Origin of the sequence: Patulibacter sp. NPDC049589, assembly GCF_040675535.1 — a bacterium.
In the GTDB taxonomy this organism is placed as follows: Bacteria; Actinomycetota; Thermoleophilia; order Solirubrobacterales; family Solirubrobacteraceae; genus Patulibacter.
Window position 1 is genome coordinate 15,689 of the sequence record NZ_JBFAPC010000028.1, and the last position, 21,793, is coordinate 37,481.

Consider the following 21,793-nt stretch of genomic DNA (forward strand, 5'->3'; position numbering starts at 1 on the left):
AGCGGTCGGCACCCGGCCGCCCGACACCCCGACCGCCCGACCCGGCACGATGGCCCCGTGCGCCTGATCAGCTGGAACGTCGCCTCCCTCCGGGCCCGCCTGCCCCGCGTCCTCGAGCTGCTCGAGGAGCTCGAGCCCGACGCGCTGTGCCTGCAGGAGACGAAGTGCTCCGCCGACCAGCTGCCGCGCGAGGCGATCGCGTCCTACGGCTACCGGATCGACGACCACTCCGGCGGCCGCTGGAACGGCGTCGCGGTGCTGACCCGGATCGAGGACGCCGAGCCGGGCGACGGCGACCCGGCGCTCGACGCCAGCTCGCACACCGTCCGCGGGCTGCAGGGCGAGCACGACCCGGAGCAGGCGCGCTGGGTCGAGACCCGCGTCGGCGACACCGTCGTCTGCTCCGCCTACGTGGTCAACGGCAAGGCGCTGGACCACCCCGACTACCAGGCGAAGCTCCAGTTCTTCCGCGCGATGGCCGACCGCGTCCGCGTGCTCGCCGACGCCGGCCCCGTCGCGGTGCTCGGTGACGTGAACGTCTGCCCGACGGACCAGGACTGCTGGAACCCCGCGCAGTTCGAGGGCTCGACGCACACCTCCGAGCCCGAGCGCGCCGCGCTGCGCTCCGTCCTGGAGGCGGGCCCGCTGGTCGACGCCCACGAGGCGTACAACGGCGCGCTGGACGCCGCCGGCGAGCCCGTCTTCACCTGGTGGGACTACCGCGCCGGGTCGTTCCACAAGAACTGGGGCCTGCGGATCGACCTCGCGATGCTCGACGCGCAGACCGCCGAGCGGATCGACTCGGTCTGGATCGCGCGGGACTACCGCAAGGGCGAGAAGCCCTCCGACCACGTCCCGCTCGTGGTCGACCTGGACTGAGCCCCGTCTACCGCCCGCGCAGGTGCGGGTCGACCTCGGCGGTGGCCCGGTGGGCCAGCGCGGTGGCGAACGAGCCGGGCAGGTCGTAGGTCTCCACCAGCCGGCGGCGGACCGCGGCGAAGAGCGCCCAGGACATCTCGTGGTCGGCGACGCCGGCCGCCCGGAGCTGCCCGAGCTGCCGGGCCGCCTCGACGTGGGCGATCGTCGTCGGGTTGTGGTGGTGGCCGGCCACGGGACGCCGCAGCCGGGCGGAGAGCTCGTCGGGGTCGAGTGCCGGGCCGTCGGCGGCCGGATCGTCCCCGTCGACGGGGCCGACCGGCCGGGCGCGGAGCCCCATCCGCGGGGCGGTGTCGTCGATGTCGTCCCCCTCCGCACGCAAGTCGGCGACGGACCGCGCGATCAGCTTGGCGACGTGGTTCTCTCGCATCGGTGTTCGTCGGTCGGGGGAGGTACATCGCCGCGCCACGGTCGGTCACGCGGCTTCGGCGGGCCGCTGCAGAGCGTGGTACCCGACACCGACCGTAGCGCAGCGCGATCGCGACCCCACCGCCACGCGCCGCTGCCGTTCGGCCCGCGTCGTCAGGCCGCGCGGCCCGGGTGGCTGCGTGCTCGCAACTCCCGAACCTCCTCGAAGGGCACCCGGATGAGCGACCGCTGTCGGAGCTCCGCCTACGGCGCCCAGATCCAGGCGACGAAGATCACCGCCCACCCGGCCTGGAGCGTCAGCAGCAGCGGCGCCATCCAGCGCATCCGGCGGCCGCGGTGCGCCCACAGGCCGAGCGCGACGACGAGCGGGAAGCACGCCATCGTGAACCGCGGCAGCGACATCAGCGGCTGCTGCACCGACGGCACCGACAGCGGGTAGGCGAGCGAGACGACGCCCCACGCCACCCAGCTGGCCGGCAGGCGCCGCCGCGCCCACCAGAGGACGGTGATCGCCGCGACGACGAACGCCAGCAGCACGACGTCGCGCGCGAGCGTCACCGACGGCATCTGGTCGGGGATCAGCGGCGCCACGTGCCAGAGGCCCGCGTAGTCGCCGAGCCGGCCGAGCACCGCCCACGCGCCCTCCAGCAGCCCGCCGACGGGCGTCAGGAACCGCCGCTCCCAGTCGCCCTGGGCCGCGACCGCGCCCATCGGGTCGCCGGTCGCGACCCCGAGGTACGCGGCGTAGAGCGCCACACCGAGGGGCACGAGGGCGATCCACAGCACGTCGGGGCGCAGGCCGCGCCGGGGGAGCCAGGCCCGCGCGCCCGGCAGCGTCCCGACGCCGGCCGCGGGGCTCCAGCCACGGCCCTCCATCGCCGTCGCGGCCACCGCGCCACGCCGTCCGAAGGACCGGCCGGCGGGCGCCGGGCGCCGCCCGCCCGCGAGCCGCGCCCACGGACTCCATCCCTCCGACGCTCGCGTCTGCGGGCCCCCGCGCCGCCCCCACAGGTACTCGACCGCCAGCGGGACCACGAGCAGCACGCCGATGCTGCGGCACGACGCGGCGACGAGTCCGAGCACCCCCGCCAGCGCCCACCGGTCCCGGCGGGCGGCGACCAGCGCCCCGAGCGACAGCAGCAGGAACAGCGCCTCGGTGTAGACGGCCGACAGGAAGATCGCCGGCGGGACGTAGGCGGCGACGCGGACGACCGTGGTGGCCGTCGCCGCGTCGCGGGCCCGGGCGACGACGCGGTGCAGGAGCGTCAGGAAGCCGAGCGCCGCGGACCACGAGACCAGCAGCCCCGCCGGCACGAGGGCGCCGCCCAGGGGCGTCGAGACGATCGACACCAGCAGCGGATACAGCGGGAAGAACGCCGAGCGCGCCGGCACCGCGGAGCGGTACCCGCCGCGGGCGACGTCGAGGTACCACGTGCTGTCCCAGCGGCAGCCGGGCGCGACGAGCGCGTCGATCCCGGGCGTCCCGGTCGGGCGGCACGCCCACAGCGGGTCCAGGCGCGCGCCGCGCGAGTCCGCCCAGCCGAACGCCGCGATGACGACGAGGCCGGTGATCCAGACGACCGCACGGGAGAGCGCGAACGCCCGCACCGACTCGCGGACGGCGACCGACCACTCGCGGCCGAGGGCGTCGGACAACCCGCCCGGGAGGGCGCGGCCGGCCGCGGGGACGGTCGACGGGGGCACGGCCACGACGATCACGGGTCGTCCGGCCCCGAGTGCGGCCGAGACGTGAACCCCGTGTGCTTCCGCCCTTGACAACTCGACGAAGTAAGTGGACACTCACTTTCGATGTCGACGACCCGCATGTCCGCCGAGGAGCGCCGCTCCGCGATCATCGAGGCCGCGATGGGCCTCGTGGCGCAGCGCGGCTTCGACGCGACGCCGACCCTGGCGATCGCCAAGGCCGCCGGCATCTCGCACGCCTATCTCTTCCGGCTCTTCCCGTCCAAGGAGGACCTCGGGGTCGCCCTCGTCACCCACTGCAACGCGGTGATCCACCAGCGCTTCGTCCACGCCGCCGAGGCCGCCGTGGCCCGTGGCGAGGAGCCCGGTCCGGCGATGGGGACCGCCTACGGCGAGCTGCTGCAGGAGCGCGACATCATCCTCGTCCAGATGCACGCGCACGCCGCGTCGCCGACGCACCCCGAGATCCGCGCGGCGATGCGCGAGGCCTTCCGCGACCTCGTCGAGCTCGTGCGGGACACGACGGGCGCCGCCCCCGACGCCATCAACGCGTTCTTCGCCAAGGGGATGCTGATGAACATCTCGGTGGCACTCGACCTGTTCGCGGTGGACGAGCCGTGGGCACACACGCTCACCGGCATCTCGGGCGCCGACGACACCGACCCGGCCTGCGCCGTCTCCCCCGCGTCCTCCGGCCTCGTCGCCGACGACCTCGCCGTCGCGGGGGCCCGCTCCCCCGACTGACCGCCGACGGCCCCGGGGCCCGCCCCCGTCTCACCCGCCGGCGGCGACCAGGCCCCGCAGGCCCCACCCTCGCGACCGGCCACCGCCGCCGGGCACTCCCTTCGACCCATCCACCGGACCCCGCTCTCGCCCCGAAAGAGAGTGAGCACTCACTAGAAAGGCAACGCCGATGTCCCCGCCACCCGCCCTCTCCAATCCGTTCCGCGCCGTGCTCATCGTGGCCGTCGCGGTCTTCATGACGTCGCTCGACAACCTCGTCGTCGGCGTCGCCCTGCCGTCCATCAAGGCCGACCTCGGCGGCTCGCTCGAGGCGCTCGAGTGGACGGTCAACGCCTACACGCTCGCGTTCGCGGTCTTCCTGCTCACCGGTGCCGCGCTCGGCGACCGCTTCGGTCGCAAGCGGACGTTCCTGGTCGGGCTGACGCTCTTCACGGGCGCCAGCGCCGTCGCGGCGATGGCCGGCAGCGTCGAGGTCCTCGTCGGCGCCCGCGCCGTGCAGGGCCTCGGCGCCGCCATCATCACGCCGCTCTCCCTGGCGATCCTCGCCGACGCCGTCCCGGCCGACCGCCGCGGCCCCGCGATCGGCCTGTGGGGCGCGGTCTCCGGCCTCGGCGTCGCGCTCGGGCCGGCCGTCGGCGGCGCCGTCGTCGAGGGCACCCACTGGTCCTGGATCTTCTGGCTCAACGTCCCGGTCGGCCTGCTCCTGCTGCCGATCGCCTGGCGCGGACTGCGCGAGTCCTACGGCGAAGGTGGGCGCAGCACGCCGATCGACCGGCCGGGCCTCGTCCTCTCCTCCGTCGGCCTCTTCGGCCTGACGTTCGGCATCGTCCGCAGCCAGGTGCTCGGCTGGGGCAGCACGACCGTGCTCGTCTCGATCGCCACGGGGATCGTCGTCCTCGCCGCCTTCCTGCTCTGGCAGCGCCGGACCGTCGCCCCGATGCTCCCGCTGCGACTCTTCCGCTCGGTGCCGTTCTCGGCGACCAACCTGCTCGTCTTCGCGATGTTCTTCGGGATGTTCGGCTCGATCTTCCTGCTCGGCCAGTTCTTCCAGGTCGCGCAGGGCATGGGCCCGCTGGAGGCCGGGCTGCGGACCCTCCCCTGGACCGGCATGCCGGTGATCGTCGCCCCGATCGCCGGGATCCTCGCCGACCGGATCGGCGCCCGGCCGCTGCTCGTGGCCGGCATGGCCCTCCAGGCGATCGGGCTGCTCTGGCTGGCGTCCGTCACCCGCGTCGACGTGGCCTACGGCGCGCTGATCGTGCCGTTCGTCCTCTCGGGTGCGGGCATGGGTCTCGTCATCGCCCCGGTCACCGGCGCCGTCCTCGCCGCCGCCCCCACGGCCCTGGCCGGCAAGGCGTCCGGCGCGACGAACGCGATCCGCGAGACCGGCGGGGTCTTCGGCGTCGCGATCCTCGCGACCGTCTTCGCGTCGAGCGGGTCGTACCTGTCGCCGCAGGAGTTCGCCGACGGGCTGCGGGCGGCGATCCCGATCGGCGGTGCGGTGCTCGCCGTCGGCGCGCTGATCGGGCTCCTGACGCCCGGCCGGCGCCCGGCCGCGGATCCCGTCGCGATCGCCACGGACGACGAGGCGGCCGACCACGGCGCGGGCGAGGGCGCCGAGCCGGTGGCCGTCGGCTGACCGGCGGGGCCGGTGGGACGAGGCGAGTCGGCGGACCGACCGACCCCGCGCGACCCGCGCGGCCCGAACGCGCCCCGCCGCCGCGAACCCGATCCGCGCCGACGGGGATCATCTAGGGTGGGATCGCGCCCGGGCCCCCGCCGGGGCCCGTCCGATCGATGCCCGCCCCCCGCCTGCTCCCGCCGCTCCTGTGCCTCCTCCTGGCGGCCACGTCGGTGACCGGGTGCGGCGACGACGGCGCGACGACGACCTCCGCGTCGACCGTCCCGCCCGCGCTGGCCGCACAAGGCGACCGCGGCGGCACCGAGACCGGCAGCGCGCCGGCCGCGACCCCGCTGAAGGACTACGCGTCCGGCGGCCGCGCGGCCTCCGCGCCCGTGGCGAGGGCGGTCCGCGCCGGCTTCCGGGGCTTCGCCCGGGGCGTCCTCGACCGTGACGCGGCCGCGGCGTGCTCCCACGTCACGGGCTTCGAGGCGCTGCTGCGCGCCCGCGGTCAGCAGGGCGACTGCCAGACCCTGCTGCCGGCGATCGGCAACACCTCCGCCGGCCCGTCGCCGCGCGACATCGCGCTGATCTCCGGCGCCGACGTCGTCGTCGCCGGCGACCGCGCCACGATCAGCGTCGGCAGCGAGGCACCCGTGCCGATGGCCCGCGTCGGCGGCGACTGGAAGCTCGACTACGCGGCGTTCGCCGAGACCACGAAGGATCCCTGAGATGAGCGAGACCCCGGTCACCCCGAAGATGGCCGCGGCCGTGATCGTCGTCCGCGACGGGCCGGACGGGTTCGAGGTCCTCGTCGGGCAGCGCACGCCGAAGGCCAAGTTCATGGGCGGCTTCTGGGTCTTCCCCGGCGGGCGCGTCGACCCCGAGGACGGCGACGGGGAGGCCGCCTGGCCCGTCGCCGCGGCCCGCGAGGTCCGCGAGGAGGTCGGGATCGAGATCCCGGTCGACGCGCTGCGCGCCTTCGACCGCTGGGTCACGCCGGAGGCCCTGCCGCGCCGCTTCGACACCGTCTTCTTCCTCGCGCCGGCACCCGCGGGCGCCGAGGCGGCCATCGACGGCGAGGAGATCGTCGACAGCCGCTGGGCGACCCCCGCGGCGCTGCTCCGCGACGCGGCCGAGGGCACGGCCGTCCTGGCCTTCCCGACGATGCGCCAGCTCGAGGCGCTGGCCGTCCACGCGTCGGTCGCCGACGCGCTCAGCGCCTGCCCGGACGGCCTGCCGGACGCCACGCTGCCCGTGATCTCCGAGCAGGAGGGCGACCCGGTCCTCTCGATCCCGGGCCCCGACGGGGACCTCGTGCACTACCGCAGCGGCGCGATCCCGGTCGGCGAGCGGCCGCAGGACCTGAAGGGCTGAGGCCCCCGGTCCGGGCGGGCCCCGGAGCGCGCCCGGCCCCTGCCGCCGACCCGCACGGGCGGCGGCGGGCGGCACCCCGGTCCCGTGGGGTCGCGGCGCGGGCCCGACGGCCCGGCCGCGGCCGGCGTCGTCCTCAGGCGGTCGGGTCCGCCGCGGGCGCGTCGCCCTCGGCGGGGACGTCCGGCGTGGCCTCGGCGTCGGGCGTCGTGCCCTCGGACTCCGGCGCGGCCTCGCCCTCGGTACCCGTGACCTCGGCGCCGTCCGCGGCACCCTCGGCGTCGGGCGCGGCCTCGTCGGCCGGGGCCTCCTCGACGGCGTAGCCGGCGTCGGGGTCCAGCAGCGCCTCACGGCCGGTGGCGCGCAGCAGGTGCTCGTAGTGGGGGGCGATCGCCGTCGTCAGCGACAGGAGGTCGACGACCTTGCGGGTCTCGCCCTTCGCCTGGATCGCGCCGCGGGCGATGCCGATCGCGACGTTCTGCCGGCCGAGCCACAACAGGTGCCCGGTGTCGGCGTCGAGCGTGAGGATGACCTCGGGATTCGGGGTGCCCTGCGGCACCTCGCCCAGGTGCACGGTGGGGGCGTCGCCCTCGCGGGCCACGAGCGTGACCTTCGTGTCCGGGTTGCGGTACCGCAGCTGCACGACGGTGTCCAGGCGGGACAGGCGCAGCCCGACGTCGGAGTCGGTGGCGAGCTCCTCCATGAGCCGGCCGAGGCTGTCGTGGACGTCGTCTGCGGTGGTGAAGAGCACGGGCGGGACCTCGGTACGGGGACGGCTGTCGCCGCGGGCCCCGGACCCTAACGCGTGGCCTCGTCCCCCGCCGCCCCGGCGGCCGTTCCGACGGGCCCCGGCGGCCAGAGCGTGCCCCGGACGGCGGCCCGGCGCGCACCTGGCGGATGGCCGCTCGATCCTGGCGGATAGACGCTTGCGCATGGAACTACCATCGATGCATGCTCGAAGAACGCCAGGCCGACGCCACCTACCGCCGCCTCGTCGGCATGTTCGTCTCCGCCGTCGGCGGGGTCGTCGTCATGATGGCGACGATCGTCGTGATCGCCATCGCCGAGTGGAAGTGACGCCGCGGGCGCGACGTCGATAGGACGTCCCGCCGACCCGTCGGCCGCGAGCGGCGACGCCGCAGCGGCGGACGGGAGCGATCCCGGCGGGCAGGGCGGACCCCGTGCCCACCGGGTCGGTGACTAGGGGCGCTCGAGCAGCAGGGCGATGCCCTGCCCGCCGCCGATGCAGAGCGAGACCAGCGCGTAGCGCTCGCCCGTCCGCTTGAGCTCGCTGAGCGCCTTGACCGTGATCGCGGTGCCGGAGGCGGCGATCGGGTGGCCCAGGGCGATGGCGCCGCCGTTGGGGTTGACGCGGGAGTCGTCGTCCGCGAAGCCGAGCGCGCGCGTGACGGCCAGCGCCTGGGCGGCGAAGGCCTCGTTGAGCTCGATGACGCCGACGTCGTCGAGCGACACGCCGGTGCGCTCGAGGACCTTCTGGATCGCCGTGACGGGGCCGATGCCCATGATGTCCGGGTCGACGCCGGTCGTCGCGTAGCCGACGATCTTCGCGAGCACCGGGGTGCCGAGCTCGGCGGCCTTGTCGGCGGACAGCAGCGTCACCGCGGCGCCGGCGTCGTTGAGGCCGGACGCGTTGCCGGCGGTGACCGTGCCGTCCTTCTTGAACGCGGGCTTCAGCTTCGCGAGGCCCTCGATCGAGATGTCCTCGCGGATGTGCTCGTCGACGTCGAAGATCACGTCGCCGCGGCGCGACGCGATGGTGTGCGGCGCGATCTCGTCGGCGAACTTGCCGGCGGCGCGGGCGGCGGCGGCGCGCTGGTGCGAGCGGTACGCGAAGGCGTCCTGGTCCTCGCGGGAGATCGTGTCGCGGACGGAGAGGTTCTCCGCCGTCACGCCCATGTGGTTCTTCTTGAACGGGTCCTGCAGCGTGCCGACGACCGGGTCGATGTACTCCGACGGGCCGAGGCGCGCGCCCCAGCGACCGGTCGGGACCCAGTACGGGGCCTGCGACATCGACTCGGCGCCGCCGGCCAGGGCGACCTCGGCGTCGCCGGTCTGGATGTGCATCGCGGCGGTGACGATCGACTGCACGCCCGAGCCGCAGAGGCGGTTGACGGTCAGGGCCGGCGTCTCGATCGGGATGCCGGACTCGATGCCCACGACGCGCGACATGTAGATGTCGTTCGTGTTGCTGTGGATCACGTTGCCGAACACGACGTGCTCGATCTGCCCGGGCTCGAGGTTCGCGCGCTCGATCGCGGCCTTCGCCGCGGTCACCCCCAGCGCGGTCGCGGGCACGTCCTTCAAGGACTTCCCGTAGCTGCCGATCGCTGTGCGAGCGGCCGAGGCGATGACGACACCGGTCATGTGGAGCTCCTGCGGTTGCGAGGTGATGGGGCGGCGGGCCGGTGGCCCGGCGCCCGTGCGAAGGCCCCCGGCAGCGCCGGGAGGAGAGCAGGCGGCAAGCCTAGCGACCGGCGCGGGAGCGGCGTCCGCGCGGTTCCCGGGACGAGGACTTGCCGTTGGAGACTCATGACATTAGTCTTCTCCCTATGGGCAAGAGTCACCCCACCCCCGCCGGCACCGTGCGCGTCGCGCTGCTCGGCGCCGTCAACGCCTACCTCGTCCCCGAGGACGACGGCCTGACCCTCGTCGACACGACGATGAAGGGCGGCGTGAAGAAGATCGTCGCCGCCGCCGAGGCGCTCGGGAAGCCGATCGTCCGCGTCCTCCTGACCCACGCCCACGACGACCACGTCGGCGGGCTCGACGCGCTCGCCGAGCGGCTCCCCGGGGTCGAGGTGATCATCTCCGCCCGCGACGCCCGGCTGCTCGCGGGCGACCTGACGCTCGACGCCGACGAGCCGCAGGACAAGATCCGCGGCGGCCTCAAGGGCGCGAAGACCGCTCCCACCCGCACCATCGTCGCCGGCGACCGCGTCGGCTCGCTGCTCGCGGTCGCCGCCCCGGGCCACACCCCCGGCCAGCTCGCGTTCCTCGACGAGCGCGACGGCACCCTCCTGTGCGGCGACGCCTACGCGACGCTCTTCGGCGTCGCGACGTGCGCGAGGAGCAAGGCCGCCTTCCCCCTGCCGGCGCTGGCGACGTGGCACAAGCCGACCGCCCTGGCGACGGCGCGCGAGCTGCGGGCGCTCGAGCCCCGGCGCCTGGCGCCCGGCCACGGCCCGGTGGTCGAGGACCCCGGCGCCGAGATGGACCGCGCGATCGCGCGCGGCGTCTGAGGTGGCCGCCGGGATTCCCGCCCGTCGCACCCCGGGCAGCCGGACGCGCCCCGGGCTCGACGCCGAGCGGGTGGTGGACGCCGCGGTCGCGATCGCCGACGCGGAGGGCCTGCCGGCGCTGACGCTCGCCCGCCTGGCGGCCGAGCTCGGGGTCCGGACCCCGTCCCTGTACCACCACGTCGACGGGCTGGACGGGGCGCACCGGGCCGTCGCGCTGCGCGGCATGCGCGACCTCGGCACCGCGCTGCGGGACGCGGCGATCGGCCGGTCCGGCCCCGGGGCCCTGACCGCGCTCGCCGACGCCTACCGCGCCTACGCGCTCGCCCACCCCGGCGCGTACGCCGCGACGCAGCGGGCGCCGACGGCGGACGACGCCGAGCTGCGGGCGGCCGCGGAGCGGACCACCGAGGTCGTCTTCGCCGTCGTCCGTCACTGGGAGCGGGACGACGAGGAGCTCGTGCACCTGGTCCGCGCCGTGCGCAGCGCGCTGCACGGCTTCGTCGCGCTGGAGTCCGGCGGCGGCTTCGGCCTGCCGGCGCCGCGGGAGGCGTCCTTCGCGCGGCTGGTCGGGATCCAGCTCGCGGGGCTCGAGGCCCGCGCGGCCGGCGGCGCCGTCGACTGAGGACGGCGGCGTCCGGCTCCGCGCGGCGTCTCTCCCCGCGGTCGTCGTCGGGCCTACAGCCCGTCGAAGTCCCCGAACTCCTGCAGCTCCACCCCGTCGGGCAGCCGGCCCTCGTCGGCGAGCTTGTCCAGGTGCGCGCGCAGGGTGACGGCCGCGGCGATCCGCAGGATGCCGGGCGCGTCGTCCCACACCGCGTCGAGGATCTCGTCCGCGGACCGCGCACCGCCGTCGAGCGCCTCGACGACGCGCCGCTCGCGGTCCAGGCGGTGGGCGACGTACTCGTCGAGCTTCGCGTCGGCGTCCTCGACGACCGGGCCGTGGCCGGGCAGCAGGATCGCGAGGCCGCGGGCGCGCAGGCGGCGGAGCGCGTCGAGGTAGCCGCGCAGCGCGTGCTCGTGCGGCACCAGCAGCACGCTTCCGCGGCCGAGGACCGTGTCGCCCACGAACGCCGCGTCGCCGGCGACGAAGACGACGTGGTCGGCGGCGTGCCCCGGCGTGGCGACGACCGCGAACGGGCCGAAGGCGTCGCCCTCCCCCACCGCCGTCGCGACCGTGCCCTCCGGCGCGCCGTCGGGGAGCCAGCCCGTGCTCGACGCGACGGGGACCGGCCCGACCCGCTGCAGGAGGCCGAGGACGCCGTCGGCGTGGTCGTCGTGCCGGTGCGTCAGCGCGATGCCGGCGACGTCGCCGAGGGCCTTCGCGGCGGCGGCCACCGCGTCGAGGTGCTCGGGCAGGTCGGGCCCCGGGTCGACGACCCAGACGCGGCCGTCGCGCGTGAGCAGCCACGTGTTCGTGCCCTCGAGGGTCTTCGGTCCGGGGTTGTCGGCGCGCAGCAGCGCGATCCCCCGGGCGGCGAGCGCCGGTGCGTCGGGCATCGGCGGACCCTAGCGCGGGCGCCCCCGGAGCCCGCGGCCACCGGGCCCGGGACCCGCCGGCGGACGCGGCGCACGAACCCCTCCGGTGCCGGACGCAGCACAACGACCGGCCGGTCGCCCGGTCGTCGGACGCCGCTCAGATCATCGGCACGCGGTGGCGCACCGCCCCGGCGCCGATCGCCGCGACCTCGACCAGGTCGCAGGCCAGCCGGTAGGGCGCCAGCAGCGGCCCCGTCCGGTAGTGCGTGAGCCGCCGCAGGTACGGGCCGCCCACCCACCAGCGCACGAAGGACCACGCGACGCCGGTCCGGCGCCGCAGGAGCAGCGCGAGCAGCCCGCCGAACAGCCACCGGTGGGCCGGGCCCCAGAAGACGCCGAGCTCGAGCTCGCGCCGCAGGCCGGGGTGGCGGGCGAAGACCGCGGGGACGTAGCGCCAGCGCCAGCCCTTGCGCAGCCGCCCCCAGGGCCCCTGCTGGACGACGCCGTGGTGCACGAGCGCGTCGCCGGCCCAGACGACGGCGGCCCCGGCCTCGATCGCGCGCCAGCCGAGGTCGGTGTCCTCCCCGGCGATCACGAGCCGCTCGTCGAAGCCGCCCAGCCGCTCCAGCAGCGCGCGCGGGTACGCGATGTTCGCCGTCTCGAAGCGCGGGGTGCCCTTCTGCACCCAGAGCGTCGTCGCGAACGGCCCGAACTCGTGCGGGTACTCCGCGGGGTCCGGGGCGACCGGGCCGCGCAGGACGGCGAGGTCGCGGTCCGCCAGCCCCGCGGCGTCCCACGCGTCCAGCAGGGCCTCGAGCCACCGGGGGCTCGGCACGCAGTCGTCGTCGACGAACGCGACGAGCGGCGCGCGGGCCGTCCGCCATGCGCGGTTGCGGGCCACCGCCGGCCCGGCGGGCACGTCGTGGCGCAGGACCCGCAGGTCCAGCACGCCCTCGGCGGCGACCGCATCGAGCACGCGCCCGGGCTCCGGGCCGGCGGACGCGTCGTCGCAGACGATCACCTCGAACGACGCCGGGTCCAGCGTCTGGCCCCGCAGCGCCTCGAGCAGCCGGCCGAGCCGGACCGCGCGGTCGCGGGTCGGGACGACCACGGAGACGACGGGCGCGGACACGCCGGGCAGCGTATCCGTCGCCATCCGGCGCGAGGGCGGCGCCGACGGCCGGCGCCGTGCGTCCGGCGGGGGCGCCGCCGGCCGGCGGCCCGGCGGGCCCTCCGCCCGGCGCCCCGACAGGCTCAGACGGTCGGCGCGGGCACGGCGTCGCCCGTGCCGGCCGGCGTGCCGGAGTCGCCGCCGTCGCCGTCCTCGTCCTTCGGCCACTTCTGCGACGCCCAGGCGGCGACGCCCAGCGTCGCGACGATGACGAGCAGCGAGACCCACGGCGGCATGTGCCAGACGTCGGTCAGGAGCATCTTCACGCCGACGAACGTGAGGATGAACGCGAGCCCGTAGCTCAGGAAGTGGAAGCGTTCGAGCAGGCCGGCCACGAGGAAGAACAGCGACGTCAGGCCGAGCAGCGCGAACGCGTTGGCGGCGAAGACGATGAACGTGTCCTGCGTGACGGCGAAGATCGCGGGGATCGAGTCGATCGCGAAGACGACGTCGAACGTCGCGACCATGGCGAGCGCCGCGAACATCGGCGTCGCGAGCCGCTTGCCGTTCTGCATCGTGAAGATCCGGTCGCGGTCGTAGTCGTCGGACATCGGGACGACCTTGCGCAGGAGCTTCAGGACCGGGTTGGACTCCGGGTCGACCTCGGTGTCGTGCGACGTCGCCAGGCGGATGCCGGTGATGACCAGGAACACGCCGAAGACGTAGATCATCCACGAGAAGGTGTCGAGCAACGCGCCGCCGACGAGGATGAAGATCGCGCGCAGCACGATCGCGCCGATGATCCCGTAGAAGAGCACCTTCCGCTGCGACGCGATCGGGACCGCGAAGAAGCTGAAGAGGATCGTGAAGACGAAGAGGTTGTCGAGCGAGAGGCTGCGCTCGATGACGTAGCCGGTGACGTACTCGCTGGCCTCACGGCCGCCCATCGTCAGGGCGATGTAGCCGGTGAACGCGAGCGCCAGGAGCGTCCAGAAGATGCTCCAGATCACCGTCGAGCGGAAGGGCGGCGTGTGCGGGTCCTCCGGCGTGCCCTCCGTCTTGGAGTGGAGCACGAGGTCGAGGACGAGCATCGCGACGATGAACGCCGTGAAGCCGATCCAGACGAAGATCGAGTGCGTCTCGCCGGCACCGGGGGCACCGCCGCCGCTGGCGAGCAGGAGATGGGACATGGAGGGAACTCCGACCGTGGGGTGGATGGGTCGAAGGTCTCTCCCACCGCCGGGGTGGACGCACCGGGCCCCGGAGGGCCGTGATGACGGCGACGTCGCTTGCGGGATACTGCCCTTCTCCGGCGGAAGGGTAGCGGACGAGCGTCAAGGCGCCCGAAAGACCCGTCCGTCGTCCCCCCGAAAGGCAGGGCAGGAGCCGTGAGCGTCCTCACCACCGACCTCTACACGCTGACGATGGCCGACACCTTCGTCCGCCACGGGCGCGACGACCTGGTGTCGTTCGAGGTCACCGTCCGCCGCCCGCCACCGGGCCGGCCGTGGATGATGGTCGCCGGCGTCCGCGAAGTCGTCGACGGGCTGCTCGGCCTGTCCGCCACGACCGAGGAGCTCGCGTGGCTGCGCGACGACGGGCGCTTCTCCGCCGCGCTGCTCGACGCCCTCGCGGGCCTGCGCTTCACCGGGACGGTCTGGGCGGTCGCCGAGGGCACCTGCCTGCCGGCCGGCGTGCCGCTGCTGCGCGTCACCGCGCCGCGCGTGCAGGCGACGATCGTGGAGCCCGTCGTCCTGGCGGCGCTGAACTACGGGACCCGGGTGGCCACCACCGCCGCCGAGGCCGTCCGCGCCGCGGCAGGGCGGCCGATCTACGACTTCTCGCTCCGCCGCCTCGACGGGCCCGAGGCCGGCCCCGCCACCGCGCGGGCGGCGTGGGTCGCCGGGTTCGCCGGCACCGCGCTGCCGCTCGCCGGCCTGCTCCACGGCATCCCGACGGTCGGCACGATGGCCCACCACGCGGTGATGGCCCACGGCGAAGAGCACGAGGAGGACGCCTTCGCCGAGACGCTCGCCGACCACCCCGAGGGCACCGCCGTCCTCGTGGACACCTACGACACCCCGCGCGGGATCGACCGAGCGATCGCGGCGTCCCGGCGGACCGGCAGCCCGCTGCGCGGCATCCGCATCGACTCCGGCGACCTCGCCGCCGGCGCCCGCGACGCCCGGGCCCGGCTCGACGCCGCGGGCTTCGGCGACACCCGGATCATGCTGAGCGGCGACCTCGACGCCGCGTCGATCGGCGCGATGGTCCGGGAGGGGGTCCCCGTCGACGACTTCGGCCTCGGCACGCGCCTGCGCGCCGGCGAGCCGCTCGGCGGCGTCTACAAGCTCTGCGCCCAGCACGACGTCGACGACCCGGCCCGCCGGGTCGTGATGAAGCGCTCGCCGGGCAAGGAGACCGATCCCGGCGTCCACGGGCTCGCGCGGCGCGGCACCGGGGACGACACGGAGCTCGAGATCCACCTCGCGCACGAGGCGACCCCCGGCGAGCCGCTGCTGCGGCCCGTCGTGCGCCTCGGTGTGCCCGTAGACGCGGCGCTCGACCTCTCCGCCGCCCGCGAGCGCGCGGCGTCCGAGCTCGCCCGCGCCGGCACGACCGCCCCGCCCGTCCGCCGGTCGCGGGCGCTGCGCGAGCTGCGCTCCGGGCTCTCCGGCGAACTGCTCCTGGGCCCCGACGACGCGCTCGTGGTCGTCGACGTCCAGCACGACTTCCTGCCCGGCGGCGCGCTCGGCGTGCCGGACGGCGACCGGGTCCTGGCGCCGATCGGCCGCCTGCTGGACCGCGCGCGCGAGGCCGGAGCGACGATCGTCGCGTCCCGCGACCGGCACCCCGAGGGCCACGTCTCCTTCGCCGCCCGGGGCGGCCCGTGGCCCCCGCACTGCGTCGCGGGCACGACCGGCGCCGAGCTGCACCCCGACCTCGATCTCACCGGCGGCGTCGTCCTCGAGAAGGGGACCGACGTCGACCGCGACGCGTACTCCGCCTTCGACGGGACGGGCCTCCTGGACCGACTGCGGGCCGCCGGCGTCCGCCGGGCCGTCGTCTGCGGCCTGGCGACGGACTACTGCGTGCGCGCGACGGTCCTGGACGCCCTGGACGGCGGCCTGGAGACCGTGCTGATCACCGACGCGGTGGCCGCGGTCGACGTCGCGCCGGGCGACGGCGATCGGGCGGTCGACGAGCTGCGCGCGGCGGGCGCCACGACGGCGACGACGACCCCGGCCCGGGCGGACTGAGGCCAGCGCCGTCGGCAGCGGCGCCGCACGCCATCGCCCGACACCGCCGCCGCACCGAACGCGACCCCTGCTCCCAGCGCCCGGCGGCGGCCGACGGACTCTCACCCCCGCGGGGCGACCCGCGACGCCGCCGCGACGGCCCACAGGTGCTGGGCGGCGTAGGCGCGCCACGGCGCCCAGCGCCCGGCGTGGCGGGCCAGCGCGCGGGCCTCCGACGGCAGGCCGAGCAGCGCCGCGGCCTGCCGGAGCACGAGGTCGGTGGCGGGGAACGCGTCGCGGTCGCCGAGCGCGCGCATCGCGACGTAGCCCGCCGTCCACGGCCCGACGCCCGACACGGCCAGGAGCGCGGCGGTCGCCGCGGCGGGGTCGCCGCCCGCCCGCAGATCCAGCGTGCCGTCGGAGACGGCTGCGGCGACCCGGCGGACGGTGGCCGCCCGGGAGCGCGGCATCGCGAGCGCCTCGTCGGGCAGCGCGGCGATCGTCGCGGCGGCGGGCAACAGTCGCAGCGGCTCCGGGCCGGGCTCGGGGTCCAGCGCGGCGGGCACGGCCGGGCCGTGGGCGACGACGACGCGGCCCAGGACCGTGCGGGCGGCGGCCACCGACACCTGCTGCCCGATCACGGCGCGCAGGGCGAGCTCGAGGCCGTCGACGGTCCCGAGCACCCGCAGCCCGGGACGCTCCCGGACGGAGGCGGCGAGCGCGGGGTCGGCCCCGAGCAGGGCGTCGACCACGCCGGGGTCGGCGTCGAGGTCCAGCAGGTGGCGCAGCCGCCGCACCGCCTCGTCGGCGTCGCGCGGGTCGGTCAGCCGGAGCTCGCCCCGCACGTCGGGGCCGTCGGCGGGACGCAGGTGCGCGACGCCGGGACCGCCGGGGAGGGCGAGCGTCCGGACGTAGGAGCCGTCCGGCCCCATCCGCTCCAGTCCCGTCACCGCCCGGGCGTCGAGCACCGCCAGGAGCGCCCGGCCGGCGTAGGGCTCGCGGCGCGGCAGCCGCAGCTCGATCGTCTCGGCCACGGGGCGATCGTCGCACGCGCTCCGGTCGATCGCGCCCGTCGTAGACGGACCGTGGTCCGCTCGTCCCTTCGGCGGCTCTTCGCCGCCCTTGGGGAAGGTCTTCGGGCCGCTTGGGGAAGGTCTTCGGGTCGCTTGGGGGTCGGGTCAGGGCGGCCCGTCAGCGTGTCGGACATGAAGCAGCCGACCCGCTCGATCATCGTCATGTGCGCCGCCGCTCTCGTCGGCGGGACCGGCGGCGCGGTGATCGCCTCGGACGCGACGGGGGACCACGTCCGGACCGTCACGGCGACGGCCACGGCCCCGGAGGTCGTCACCCGCAACGCCTCGAACCCCACCGGCACGCTGACCGCCGGCCAGATCTACGCGCAGAGCCGCGACTCCGTGGCGTACATCACGGCGACCACGAACGGCAGCTCCTCGCAGTCGACGTCGCAGGGCCTGGGGCTCGGCGGCTCAGGCGCCGATCCCTACGGCGGCTCCGACGGCCAGGACCAGGGATCCTCCGCGGGCACGGCCACCGGCTCCGGCTTCGTCGTCTCCTCCGACGGCTACGTCGTCACCAACGCCCACGTCATCGACGGCGCCGACTCCGTGAAGGTCAAGGTCGGCGACGGGGCGACGCTGACCGCCAAGGTCGTCGGCGTCGACCAGTCCACGGACATCGCGCTGCTCAAGGTGAGCACCCCGAAGCCGCTGACGGCGCTGCAGCTCGGCGAGTCCAACGATGTCCAGGTCGGCGACGCGACCTACGCGATCGGCAACCCCTACGGCCTGGACCGCACGCTGACCACCGGCGTCGTCTCCGCGCTGCACCGCAGCATCCAGTCGCCCAACGGCTACGCGATCAACGGCGTCCTGCAGACCGACGCGGCGATCAACCCCGGCAACTCGGGCGGGCCGCTCCTGAACGCCGAGGGCCAGGTCATCGGCGTGAACTCCCAGATCGCGACGTCCGGGTCGACGTCGGACGGCAGCAGCGGCGGCAACGTCGGGATCGGCTTCGCCGTGCCGTCCGACACCGTGACCCGGGTGGTCAGCCAGCTGCGTCAGACCGGCACCGCCAAGCACGCCTACCTCGGCGTCGGCACCGCGGACGAGGCGACGAGCACCTCGAACGTCGTCGGGTCGGCCGTCGCGTCGGTCGCGTCCGGCGGCCCCGCCGCCGACGCCGGCCTGCGCACCGGCGACGTCATCACGAAGATCGGTGACACGACGATCACCAACGCCGAGATCATGGGCACCGCCGTCGACGCCCACGCCCCGGGCGAGACCGTCGAGGTGACCTACACCCGCGGCGGCCAGCAGCACACGGCGAAGGTGCAGCTCGGGACCCGCCCCGACACCACGACGGCGGCGAGCACCACCACCGCGCCCTGACCCGCGGCGCCCCGTGCACCGCCCGCCGCGCCGCTTCCCGACCCGGCCCTCTCGCCGCTCCCCCGCGGGGCGACCGCCGTCCCGGTCGTCGCCCTCGACGTCCGGCAGCAGCCCCGCCCGCCGTTTTCGGCGGGCGGTCTCGTGGGTAGCCGACGGGCGACCGCATCCCCCTGCAGAAGAGACGCTCGTGCCCCCGACGACCGCCGGAGTCCCGGCCCCGCCCGTGCCGCACCCCGATCCCGCGCCGCCCGGGCCCGGGCCCGACCCGGTGCCGCCCGCGCCCTTCCCGGACCCGCTGCCGCCGACCCCGGCGCCCGATCCGTCGCCGCCGACACCGCGCCCGACGCCCCAGCCGCTGCCGATCTGAGCCGGCCCCGGGCCCCGGAGAACCACTGAGGCCCGCCGTCCAATGGACGGCGGGCCTCATGTGTTGCAGTCGGGGCGAGAGGATTTGAACCTCCGACCTCGCCGACCCGAACGGCGCGCGCTACCAAGCTGCGCCACGCCCCGATGCGACCGAAAGTATGGCACGAATCACCCCTCCGGCGTCCGCTGCCTCCCCCGCGTCCCGAGGACGCCCCTGGGAAGCGGGAGCCCGTGGGGTCAGGCGCCGCCGGTCGACGCCGCGCGCAACCCGGCGTCGGCGATCGGCTCGCCCGCGAGCGCGGTGTAGAAGCGGATGGCGAGCCCCGTCACGAGGGTCTCGAAGGCGTCCTGGACGGCCACGCCCTCGCGCGCGGCCCAGCTGCGCAGGCCGTCGCCCTCGATGGCGTCGGCGTCCGCGAGGACGTCGTCGACGAGGTCCGGATGCCGGTCGCAGAAGTAGGCGCCGATCGCGTACATCGTCGAGTGCGACGCGACGTCGATCAGGCCCTCCCGCTCAGTCGCCACCGGCGGCGCCCCCGTCGGGCGCCGTCGTCGAGGAGTCGGGTGCGGTGTCGGCGACCGGGGTGGCGGTGTCGGCGACCGGCTCGTCCGCGGGCACCTGCGTGTCCGCGATCGGCGCGTCGGGCGCCGGGGCCGTCTGGTCCGCGGCGGGCGTGTCGGCCGGGGTGTCGGGCGTCGGCGCGGGAGCCTCCGGCACGACCGGCGCGTCGGCCTGGGCGGGCGTGTCGTCCGACGGGACGTCGGCCGCGCCGGCGGTCGACGCCGGGGCCGCCGTCGACGGCGTGTCGTCGGCGGTCGTCGTGTCGGCCGCGCCCGGGGCGGCGGGGGCCGTCGGGGTCAGCGGGGCGGTGCGGGTGGGCGTCGTGGACCCGCCGTTCGTCGCGCCGCGGGACGGACCGGTCGTCGCCGCGGGCGGCGGCGTCGCGCCGGAGGTCGGGGCCGCGGGGGCCGCGACCGGGTCCGCGACCGGCGGACGGGCCGGGGCGGGCGACGACGCCTCCGGGGCGTCGGTGCCGGAGCCGGCCTGGGCGGACCAGGGCGGCAGGAAGAGCGCGATGCCGCGCCCGGTGAGCGGGGCGGCGGCGCCGCCGGGCAGGCGGACGGTCGTCGTGCGGCCCCCCGGGCCCGAGATCCGCAGCACCGGCCGGCCCTCGGCGTCCGTCTGCAGGGGCGTCGGGGCGGAGACCGAGCGGACCGCGTCGGTGGACGATGACGACGAGTCGGCCGGCGGGACGACGCGCGCGGCGTAGACGCCGCTGCTGCCGGCCGCGAGGACCGCGGCACCGACGAGGACCTTCGCGCCGAGGACGCCTCCGGCGGCCTCGCCGGCCGCCGCGTGCTCGACCGGCAGGCGGCGCAGCAGGGGCAGCGGCAGCAGGAACGACGCCTTGCTGAGCAGCTGGCGGTCGACGAGCCGGGAGTCGACGCCGGCGTCGCGGGCGTACCGGCGGCAGCCGTCGCAGCCCTGGACGTGCCGGCCGACGCGATGACGGTCCCGCACGCCGAGGCGTCCGCCGACCGACGCGTCGCACAGCGCCCGCACCGAGATGCAGCGCTGGCCGCTCTCGAGCTCCTTGTAGGCCTGGCCGAGGGCCCGGCGTCCGCGGGCCAGCTGACCTTCGACGACCGTCGGGGAGACGTCGAGCCGGGCGGCGATCTCGGCGATCGAGCGGCCCTCGAGCTCGCGCTGGACCAGCACGGCGTGCTGCAGCTCGGGCAGGTCGTCGAACGCGAGCCGCAGCGTGGCGACGGCCTCGCGACCGTCCGTGGTGCGGGCGAGCGAGTCGTCGTCGGCCAGGCGGTCCGCGTCGGCCGGGCGCAGGCGCTCCGGGGCGTCGAGGCTGACCTCGCCGCGGCGCGTCGTCCCGCGCCACTGGTCGATGCACGTGCGGCGGGCGATCTCCCGCAGCCAGGCGCGCACGTGGACCGGCTGCTCGTCCGGGGCGGCGCCGAGGATGGCGCGCATCGCGCTGACGAAGACGTCCTGGACGACGTCCTCCGCGCGGCCGTGGTCCCGCAGCATCCGGGTCGCGTACGCGAGGACGTCCGTCCGGTGCCGCTGGAAGAGGATCTCGAACGCCCGCTCGTCGCCGGCGGCGGCGAGCTGCACCAGCGTGGAGTCCGGGGTCGTGGCCGCCGTGAGGAACGGCTGCCGACGCGATGAGCCTGTGGGGGTCGAGCGGTGCGGAGCGGTGACGGGCATGGGGAGACCCTCGTGATCAGCCTGCGACGGTCACCCGGGGATCGGTGCCGATCGCGACCCCGCCGATGATAGTCGCGCGGACCGGCGCTGTCACCCCTTGGGACGGACGTCCGCCAACCGGCCGACGCACGCGTCCGCACCCGGGTCGACACGGGGACGGCCGGCCGGAGCGTGCCACGATGCGCCGATGGCCCGCCTCGGCGATCTGCTCGACGACCTCGACGACCTGCTGGACCCGTCCGCGTTCCGCGACTACGGACCCAACGGGCTGCAGGTCCCGCACCCCGACGGCCCGGACGCCGAGGTCCGCACCGTGGTGAGCGCCGTGAGCGCGGATCTCCAGGCCCTGACGGCCGCCGCGGACGCGGGTGCGGACCTGGTGCTCGTCCACCACGGGCTGTTCTGGGACGGGGACCCACGGGCGCTCGACGGCGTCGCCGCGGCCCGCCTGCGGGCCCTCCTGGCGGGCGGCATCGCGCTGGCCGCCTACCACCTGCCGCTCGACGGCCACGCGACCGTCGGCAACAACGCGCTGCTGGCGGACGCGCTCGGCGCGACCTGGGAGCCGTGGGCGGGCTCGGGGTCACCCCCGATCGGGGTGGTCGCGACCTGGGACGCGCCGTTGCCCGTCCCCGAGCTGCTGGAGCGCGTCGCGGCCGCCACGCAGCCGGGCCCCCTGCACTTCCCCGGCGGACCGGAGACCGTCCTCCGCCTGGCGATCGTCTCCGGCGCGGCCGCCGGGATGCTGCCGCGCGCCGCGGCCGACGGGCTCGACGGGCTGCTGACGGGCGAGCCGCGCGAGCAGACGCGGGGACTCGCGCGCGAACACGGCGTCCACGCGATCTGCGCCGGCCACCACGCGACGGAGACCGGCGGCGTGCAGGCCCTCGGCGCCCGGCTCGCCGAGCGCTTCGGCGTGACCCACCGCTTCGTCGACACCGGCAACCCGATCTGAGCG

At 76.1% G+C, this 21,793-nt stretch carries 21 protein-coding genes and 1 tRNA gene; 11 read left to right on the forward strand and 11 right to left on the reverse strand.

Going from position 1 to position 21,793, the window contains the following annotated elements; translation table 11 throughout:
• Positions 1-57 precede the first annotated feature (57 nt).
• Complete coding sequence (locus tag AB0L40_RS07570) at positions 58-879, forward strand: exodeoxyribonuclease III (protein WP_364351574.1); 822 nt, start codon at positions 58-60, stop codon at positions 877-879.
• Positions 880-886: 7 nt separating this feature from the next.
• Here AB0L40_RS07570 and AB0L40_RS07575 read toward each other — a convergent pair whose 3' ends face one another.
• Positions 887-1,306, reverse strand: a complete 420-nt coding sequence (locus tag AB0L40_RS07575) for a hypothetical protein (RefSeq protein WP_364351577.1) — start codon at positions 1,304-1,306, stop codon at positions 887-889.
• 242 nt (positions 1,307-1,548) lie between these two features.
• Entirely contained in the window at positions 1,549-3,009 is a 1,461-nt protein-coding gene (locus tag AB0L40_RS07580) for a mannosyltransferase family protein (protein ID WP_364351580.1), read from the reverse strand.
• 105 nt (positions 3,010-3,114) lie between these two features.
• On the opposite strand from AB0L40_RS07580, the gene AB0L40_RS07585 reads away from it, so the two are divergent.
• The 4 genes from AB0L40_RS07585 to AB0L40_RS07600 all read left to right on the forward strand — a co-directional run bounded on the left by AB0L40_RS07585 (position 3,115) and on the right by AB0L40_RS07600 (position 6,751).
• Positions 3,115-3,753, forward strand: coding sequence for a TetR/AcrR family transcriptional regulator (locus AB0L40_RS07585; RefSeq protein WP_364351583.1), 639 nt, complete (start codon positions 3,115-3,117; stop codon positions 3,751-3,753).
• Positions 3,754-3,922: 169 nt separating this feature from the next.
• Positions 3,923-5,392: a DHA2 family efflux MFS transporter permease subunit gene (locus AB0L40_RS07590; RefSeq protein ID WP_364351586.1), complete on the forward strand. Its 1,470-nt coding sequence runs from the start codon at positions 3,923-3,925 to the stop codon at positions 5,390-5,392.
• Between the two features lie 158 nt (positions 5,393-5,550).
• Positions 5,551-6,105 (forward strand): hypothetical protein, encoded by a 555-nt coding sequence (locus tag AB0L40_RS07595; RefSeq protein ID WP_364351589.1) that lies wholly within the window; start codon positions 5,551-5,553, stop codon positions 6,103-6,105.
• 1 nt (position 6,106) lies between these two features.
• Positions 6,107-6,751 (forward strand): NUDIX hydrolase, encoded by a 645-nt coding sequence (locus AB0L40_RS07600; RefSeq protein WP_364351592.1) that lies wholly within the window; start codon positions 6,107-6,109, stop codon positions 6,749-6,751.
• Between the two features lie 133 nt (positions 6,752-6,884).
• Here the strand turns inward: AB0L40_RS07600 and AB0L40_RS07605 are convergent, their stop codons facing one another.
• Complete coding sequence (locus AB0L40_RS07605) at positions 6,885-7,499, reverse strand: hypothetical protein (protein WP_364351595.1); 615 nt, start codon at positions 7,497-7,499, stop codon at positions 6,885-6,887.
• Between the two features lie 200 nt (positions 7,500-7,699).
• Between AB0L40_RS07605 and AB0L40_RS07610 the strand changes: the two genes are divergently transcribed.
• Positions 7,700-7,825 (forward strand): hypothetical protein, encoded by a 126-nt coding sequence (locus AB0L40_RS07610; protein WP_364351598.1) that lies wholly within the window; start codon positions 7,700-7,702, stop codon positions 7,823-7,825.
• A 123-nt stretch (positions 7,826-7,948) separates the two neighbouring features.
• Here AB0L40_RS07610 and AB0L40_RS07615 read toward each other — a convergent pair whose 3' ends face one another.
• Entirely contained in the window at positions 7,949-9,133 is a 1,185-nt protein-coding gene (locus tag AB0L40_RS07615) for an acetyl-CoA C-acyltransferase (protein WP_364351601.1), read from the reverse strand.
• Positions 9,134-9,318: 185 nt separating this feature from the next.
• Between AB0L40_RS07615 and AB0L40_RS07620 the strand changes: the two genes are divergently transcribed.
• Positions 9,319-10,008, forward strand: coding sequence for an MBL fold metallo-hydrolase (locus AB0L40_RS07620; protein ID WP_364351604.1), 690 nt, complete (start codon positions 9,319-9,321; stop codon positions 10,006-10,008).
• A 1-nt stretch (position 10,009) separates the two neighbouring features.
• Positions 10,010-10,630: a TetR-like C-terminal domain-containing protein gene (locus AB0L40_RS07625; protein WP_364351607.1), complete on the forward strand. Its 621-nt coding sequence runs from the start codon at positions 10,010-10,012 to the stop codon at positions 10,628-10,630.
• Positions 10,631-10,683: 53 nt separating this feature from the next.
• On the opposite strand, the gene AB0L40_RS07630 is transcribed toward AB0L40_RS07625, so the two are convergent.
• From AB0L40_RS07630 to AB0L40_RS07640, 3 genes are all read right to left on the reverse strand, one after another.
• The gene (locus AB0L40_RS07630) at positions 10,684-11,505 is read right to left on the reverse strand and encodes an MBL fold metallo-hydrolase (protein ID WP_364351610.1); all 822 of its coding nucleotides are present in this window, start codon (positions 11,503-11,505) and stop codon (positions 10,684-10,686) included.
• Positions 11,506-11,641: 136 nt separating this feature from the next.
• Complete coding sequence (locus tag AB0L40_RS07635; RefSeq protein WP_364351613.1) at positions 11,642-12,616, reverse strand: glycosyltransferase; 975 nt, start codon at positions 12,614-12,616, stop codon at positions 11,642-11,644.
• Between the two features lie 122 nt (positions 12,617-12,738).
• On the reverse strand, positions 12,739-13,785 hold the full coding sequence (locus tag AB0L40_RS07640; RefSeq protein WP_364351616.1) for a TerC family protein: 1,047 nt from the start codon (positions 13,783-13,785) through the stop codon (positions 12,739-12,741).
• Positions 13,786-13,983: 198 nt separating this feature from the next.
• On the opposite strand from AB0L40_RS07640, the gene AB0L40_RS07645 reads away from it, so the two are divergent.
• Complete coding sequence (locus AB0L40_RS07645; protein ID WP_364351619.1) at positions 13,984-15,855, forward strand: nicotinate phosphoribosyltransferase; 1,872 nt, start codon at positions 13,984-13,986, stop codon at positions 15,853-15,855.
• 101 nt (positions 15,856-15,956) lie between these two features.
• Here AB0L40_RS07645 and AB0L40_RS07650 read toward each other — a convergent pair whose 3' ends face one another.
• The gene (locus AB0L40_RS07650; RefSeq protein WP_364351622.1) at positions 15,957-16,868 is read right to left on the reverse strand and encodes an AlkA N-terminal domain-containing protein; all 912 of its coding nucleotides are present in this window, start codon (positions 16,866-16,868) and stop codon (positions 15,957-15,959) included.
• Between the two features lie 171 nt (positions 16,869-17,039).
• On the opposite strand from AB0L40_RS07650, the gene AB0L40_RS07655 reads away from it, so the two are divergent.
• Complete coding sequence (locus AB0L40_RS07655) at positions 17,040-18,245, forward strand: trypsin-like peptidase domain-containing protein (RefSeq protein ID WP_364351625.1); 1,206 nt, start codon at positions 17,040-17,042, stop codon at positions 18,243-18,245.
• A 436-nt stretch (positions 18,246-18,681) separates the two neighbouring features.
• Here AB0L40_RS07655 and AB0L40_RS07660 read toward each other — a convergent pair.
• The 3 genes from AB0L40_RS07660 to AB0L40_RS07670 form a co-directional block, all read right to left on the reverse strand.
• Positions 18,682-18,755, reverse strand: a tRNA-Pro gene (locus tag AB0L40_RS07660).
• A 93-nt stretch (positions 18,756-18,848) separates the two neighbouring features.
• Positions 18,849-19,136: a hypothetical protein gene (locus tag AB0L40_RS07665; protein WP_364351628.1), complete on the reverse strand. Its 288-nt coding sequence runs from the start codon at positions 19,134-19,136 to the stop codon at positions 18,849-18,851.
• The gene (locus tag AB0L40_RS07670; protein WP_364351631.1) at positions 19,126-20,835 is read right to left on the reverse strand and encodes a sigma-70 family RNA polymerase sigma factor; all 1,710 of its coding nucleotides are present in this window, start codon (positions 20,833-20,835) and stop codon (positions 19,126-19,128) included. Before AB0L40_RS07670 ends, AB0L40_RS07665 begins: the two co-directional genes overlap by 11 nt.
• A 187-nt stretch (positions 20,836-21,022) precedes the next feature.
• Between AB0L40_RS07670 and AB0L40_RS07675 the strand changes: the two genes are divergently transcribed.
• Positions 21,023-21,790 carry a Nif3-like dinuclear metal center hexameric protein gene (locus AB0L40_RS07675; protein ID WP_364351634.1) on the forward strand — a complete coding sequence of 256 codons (768 nt, stop codon included), beginning with the start codon at positions 21,023-21,025 and terminating at the stop codon, positions 21,788-21,790.
• Positions 21,791-21,793 lie beyond the last annotated feature (3 nt).

Coding starts and splice junctions, on each gene's coding strand:
- AB0L40_RS07670 (WP_364351631.1), bottom strand. CDS start 20,835: ATGCCCGTCACCGCTCCGCACCGCTCGACCCCCACAGGCTCATCGCGT.
- AB0L40_RS07655 (WP_364351625.1), top strand. CDS start 17,040: ATGAAGCAGCCGACCCGCTCGATCATCGTCATGTGCGCCGCCGCTCTC.
- AB0L40_RS07610 (WP_364351598.1), top strand. CDS start 7,700: ATGCTCGAAGAACGCCAGGCCGACGCCACCTACCGCCGCCTCGTCGGC.
- AB0L40_RS07595 (WP_364351589.1), top strand. CDS start 5,551: ATGCCCGCCCCCCGCCTGCTCCCGCCGCTCCTGTGCCTCCTCCTGGCG.
- AB0L40_RS07615 (WP_364351601.1), bottom strand. CDS start 9,133: ATGACCGGTGTCGTCATCGCCTCGGCCGCTCGCACAGCGATCGGCAGC.
- AB0L40_RS07590 (WP_364351586.1), top strand. CDS start 3,923: ATGTCCCCGCCACCCGCCCTCTCCAATCCGTTCCGCGCCGTGCTCATC.
- AB0L40_RS07585 (WP_364351583.1), top strand. CDS start 3,115: ATGTCGACGACCCGCATGTCCGCCGAGGAGCGCCGCTCCGCGATCATC.
- AB0L40_RS07600 (WP_364351592.1), top strand. CDS start 6,107: ATGAGCGAGACCCCGGTCACCCCGAAGATGGCCGCGGCCGTGATCGTC.
- AB0L40_RS07640 (WP_364351616.1), bottom strand. CDS start 13,785: ATGTCCCATCTCCTGCTCGCCAGCGGCGGCGGTGCCCCCGGTGCCGGC.
- AB0L40_RS07620 (WP_364351604.1), top strand. CDS start 9,319: ATGGGCAAGAGTCACCCCACCCCCGCCGGCACCGTGCGCGTCGCGCTG.
- AB0L40_RS07575 (WP_364351577.1), bottom strand. CDS start 1,306: ATGCGAGAGAACCACGTCGCCAAGCTGATCGCGCGGTCCGTCGCCGAC.
- AB0L40_RS07630 (WP_364351610.1), bottom strand. CDS start 11,505: ATGCCCGACGCACCGGCGCTCGCCGCCCGGGGGATCGCGCTGCTGCGC.
- AB0L40_RS07675 (WP_364351634.1), top strand. CDS start 21,023: ATGGCCCGCCTCGGCGATCTGCTCGACGACCTCGACGACCTGCTGGAC.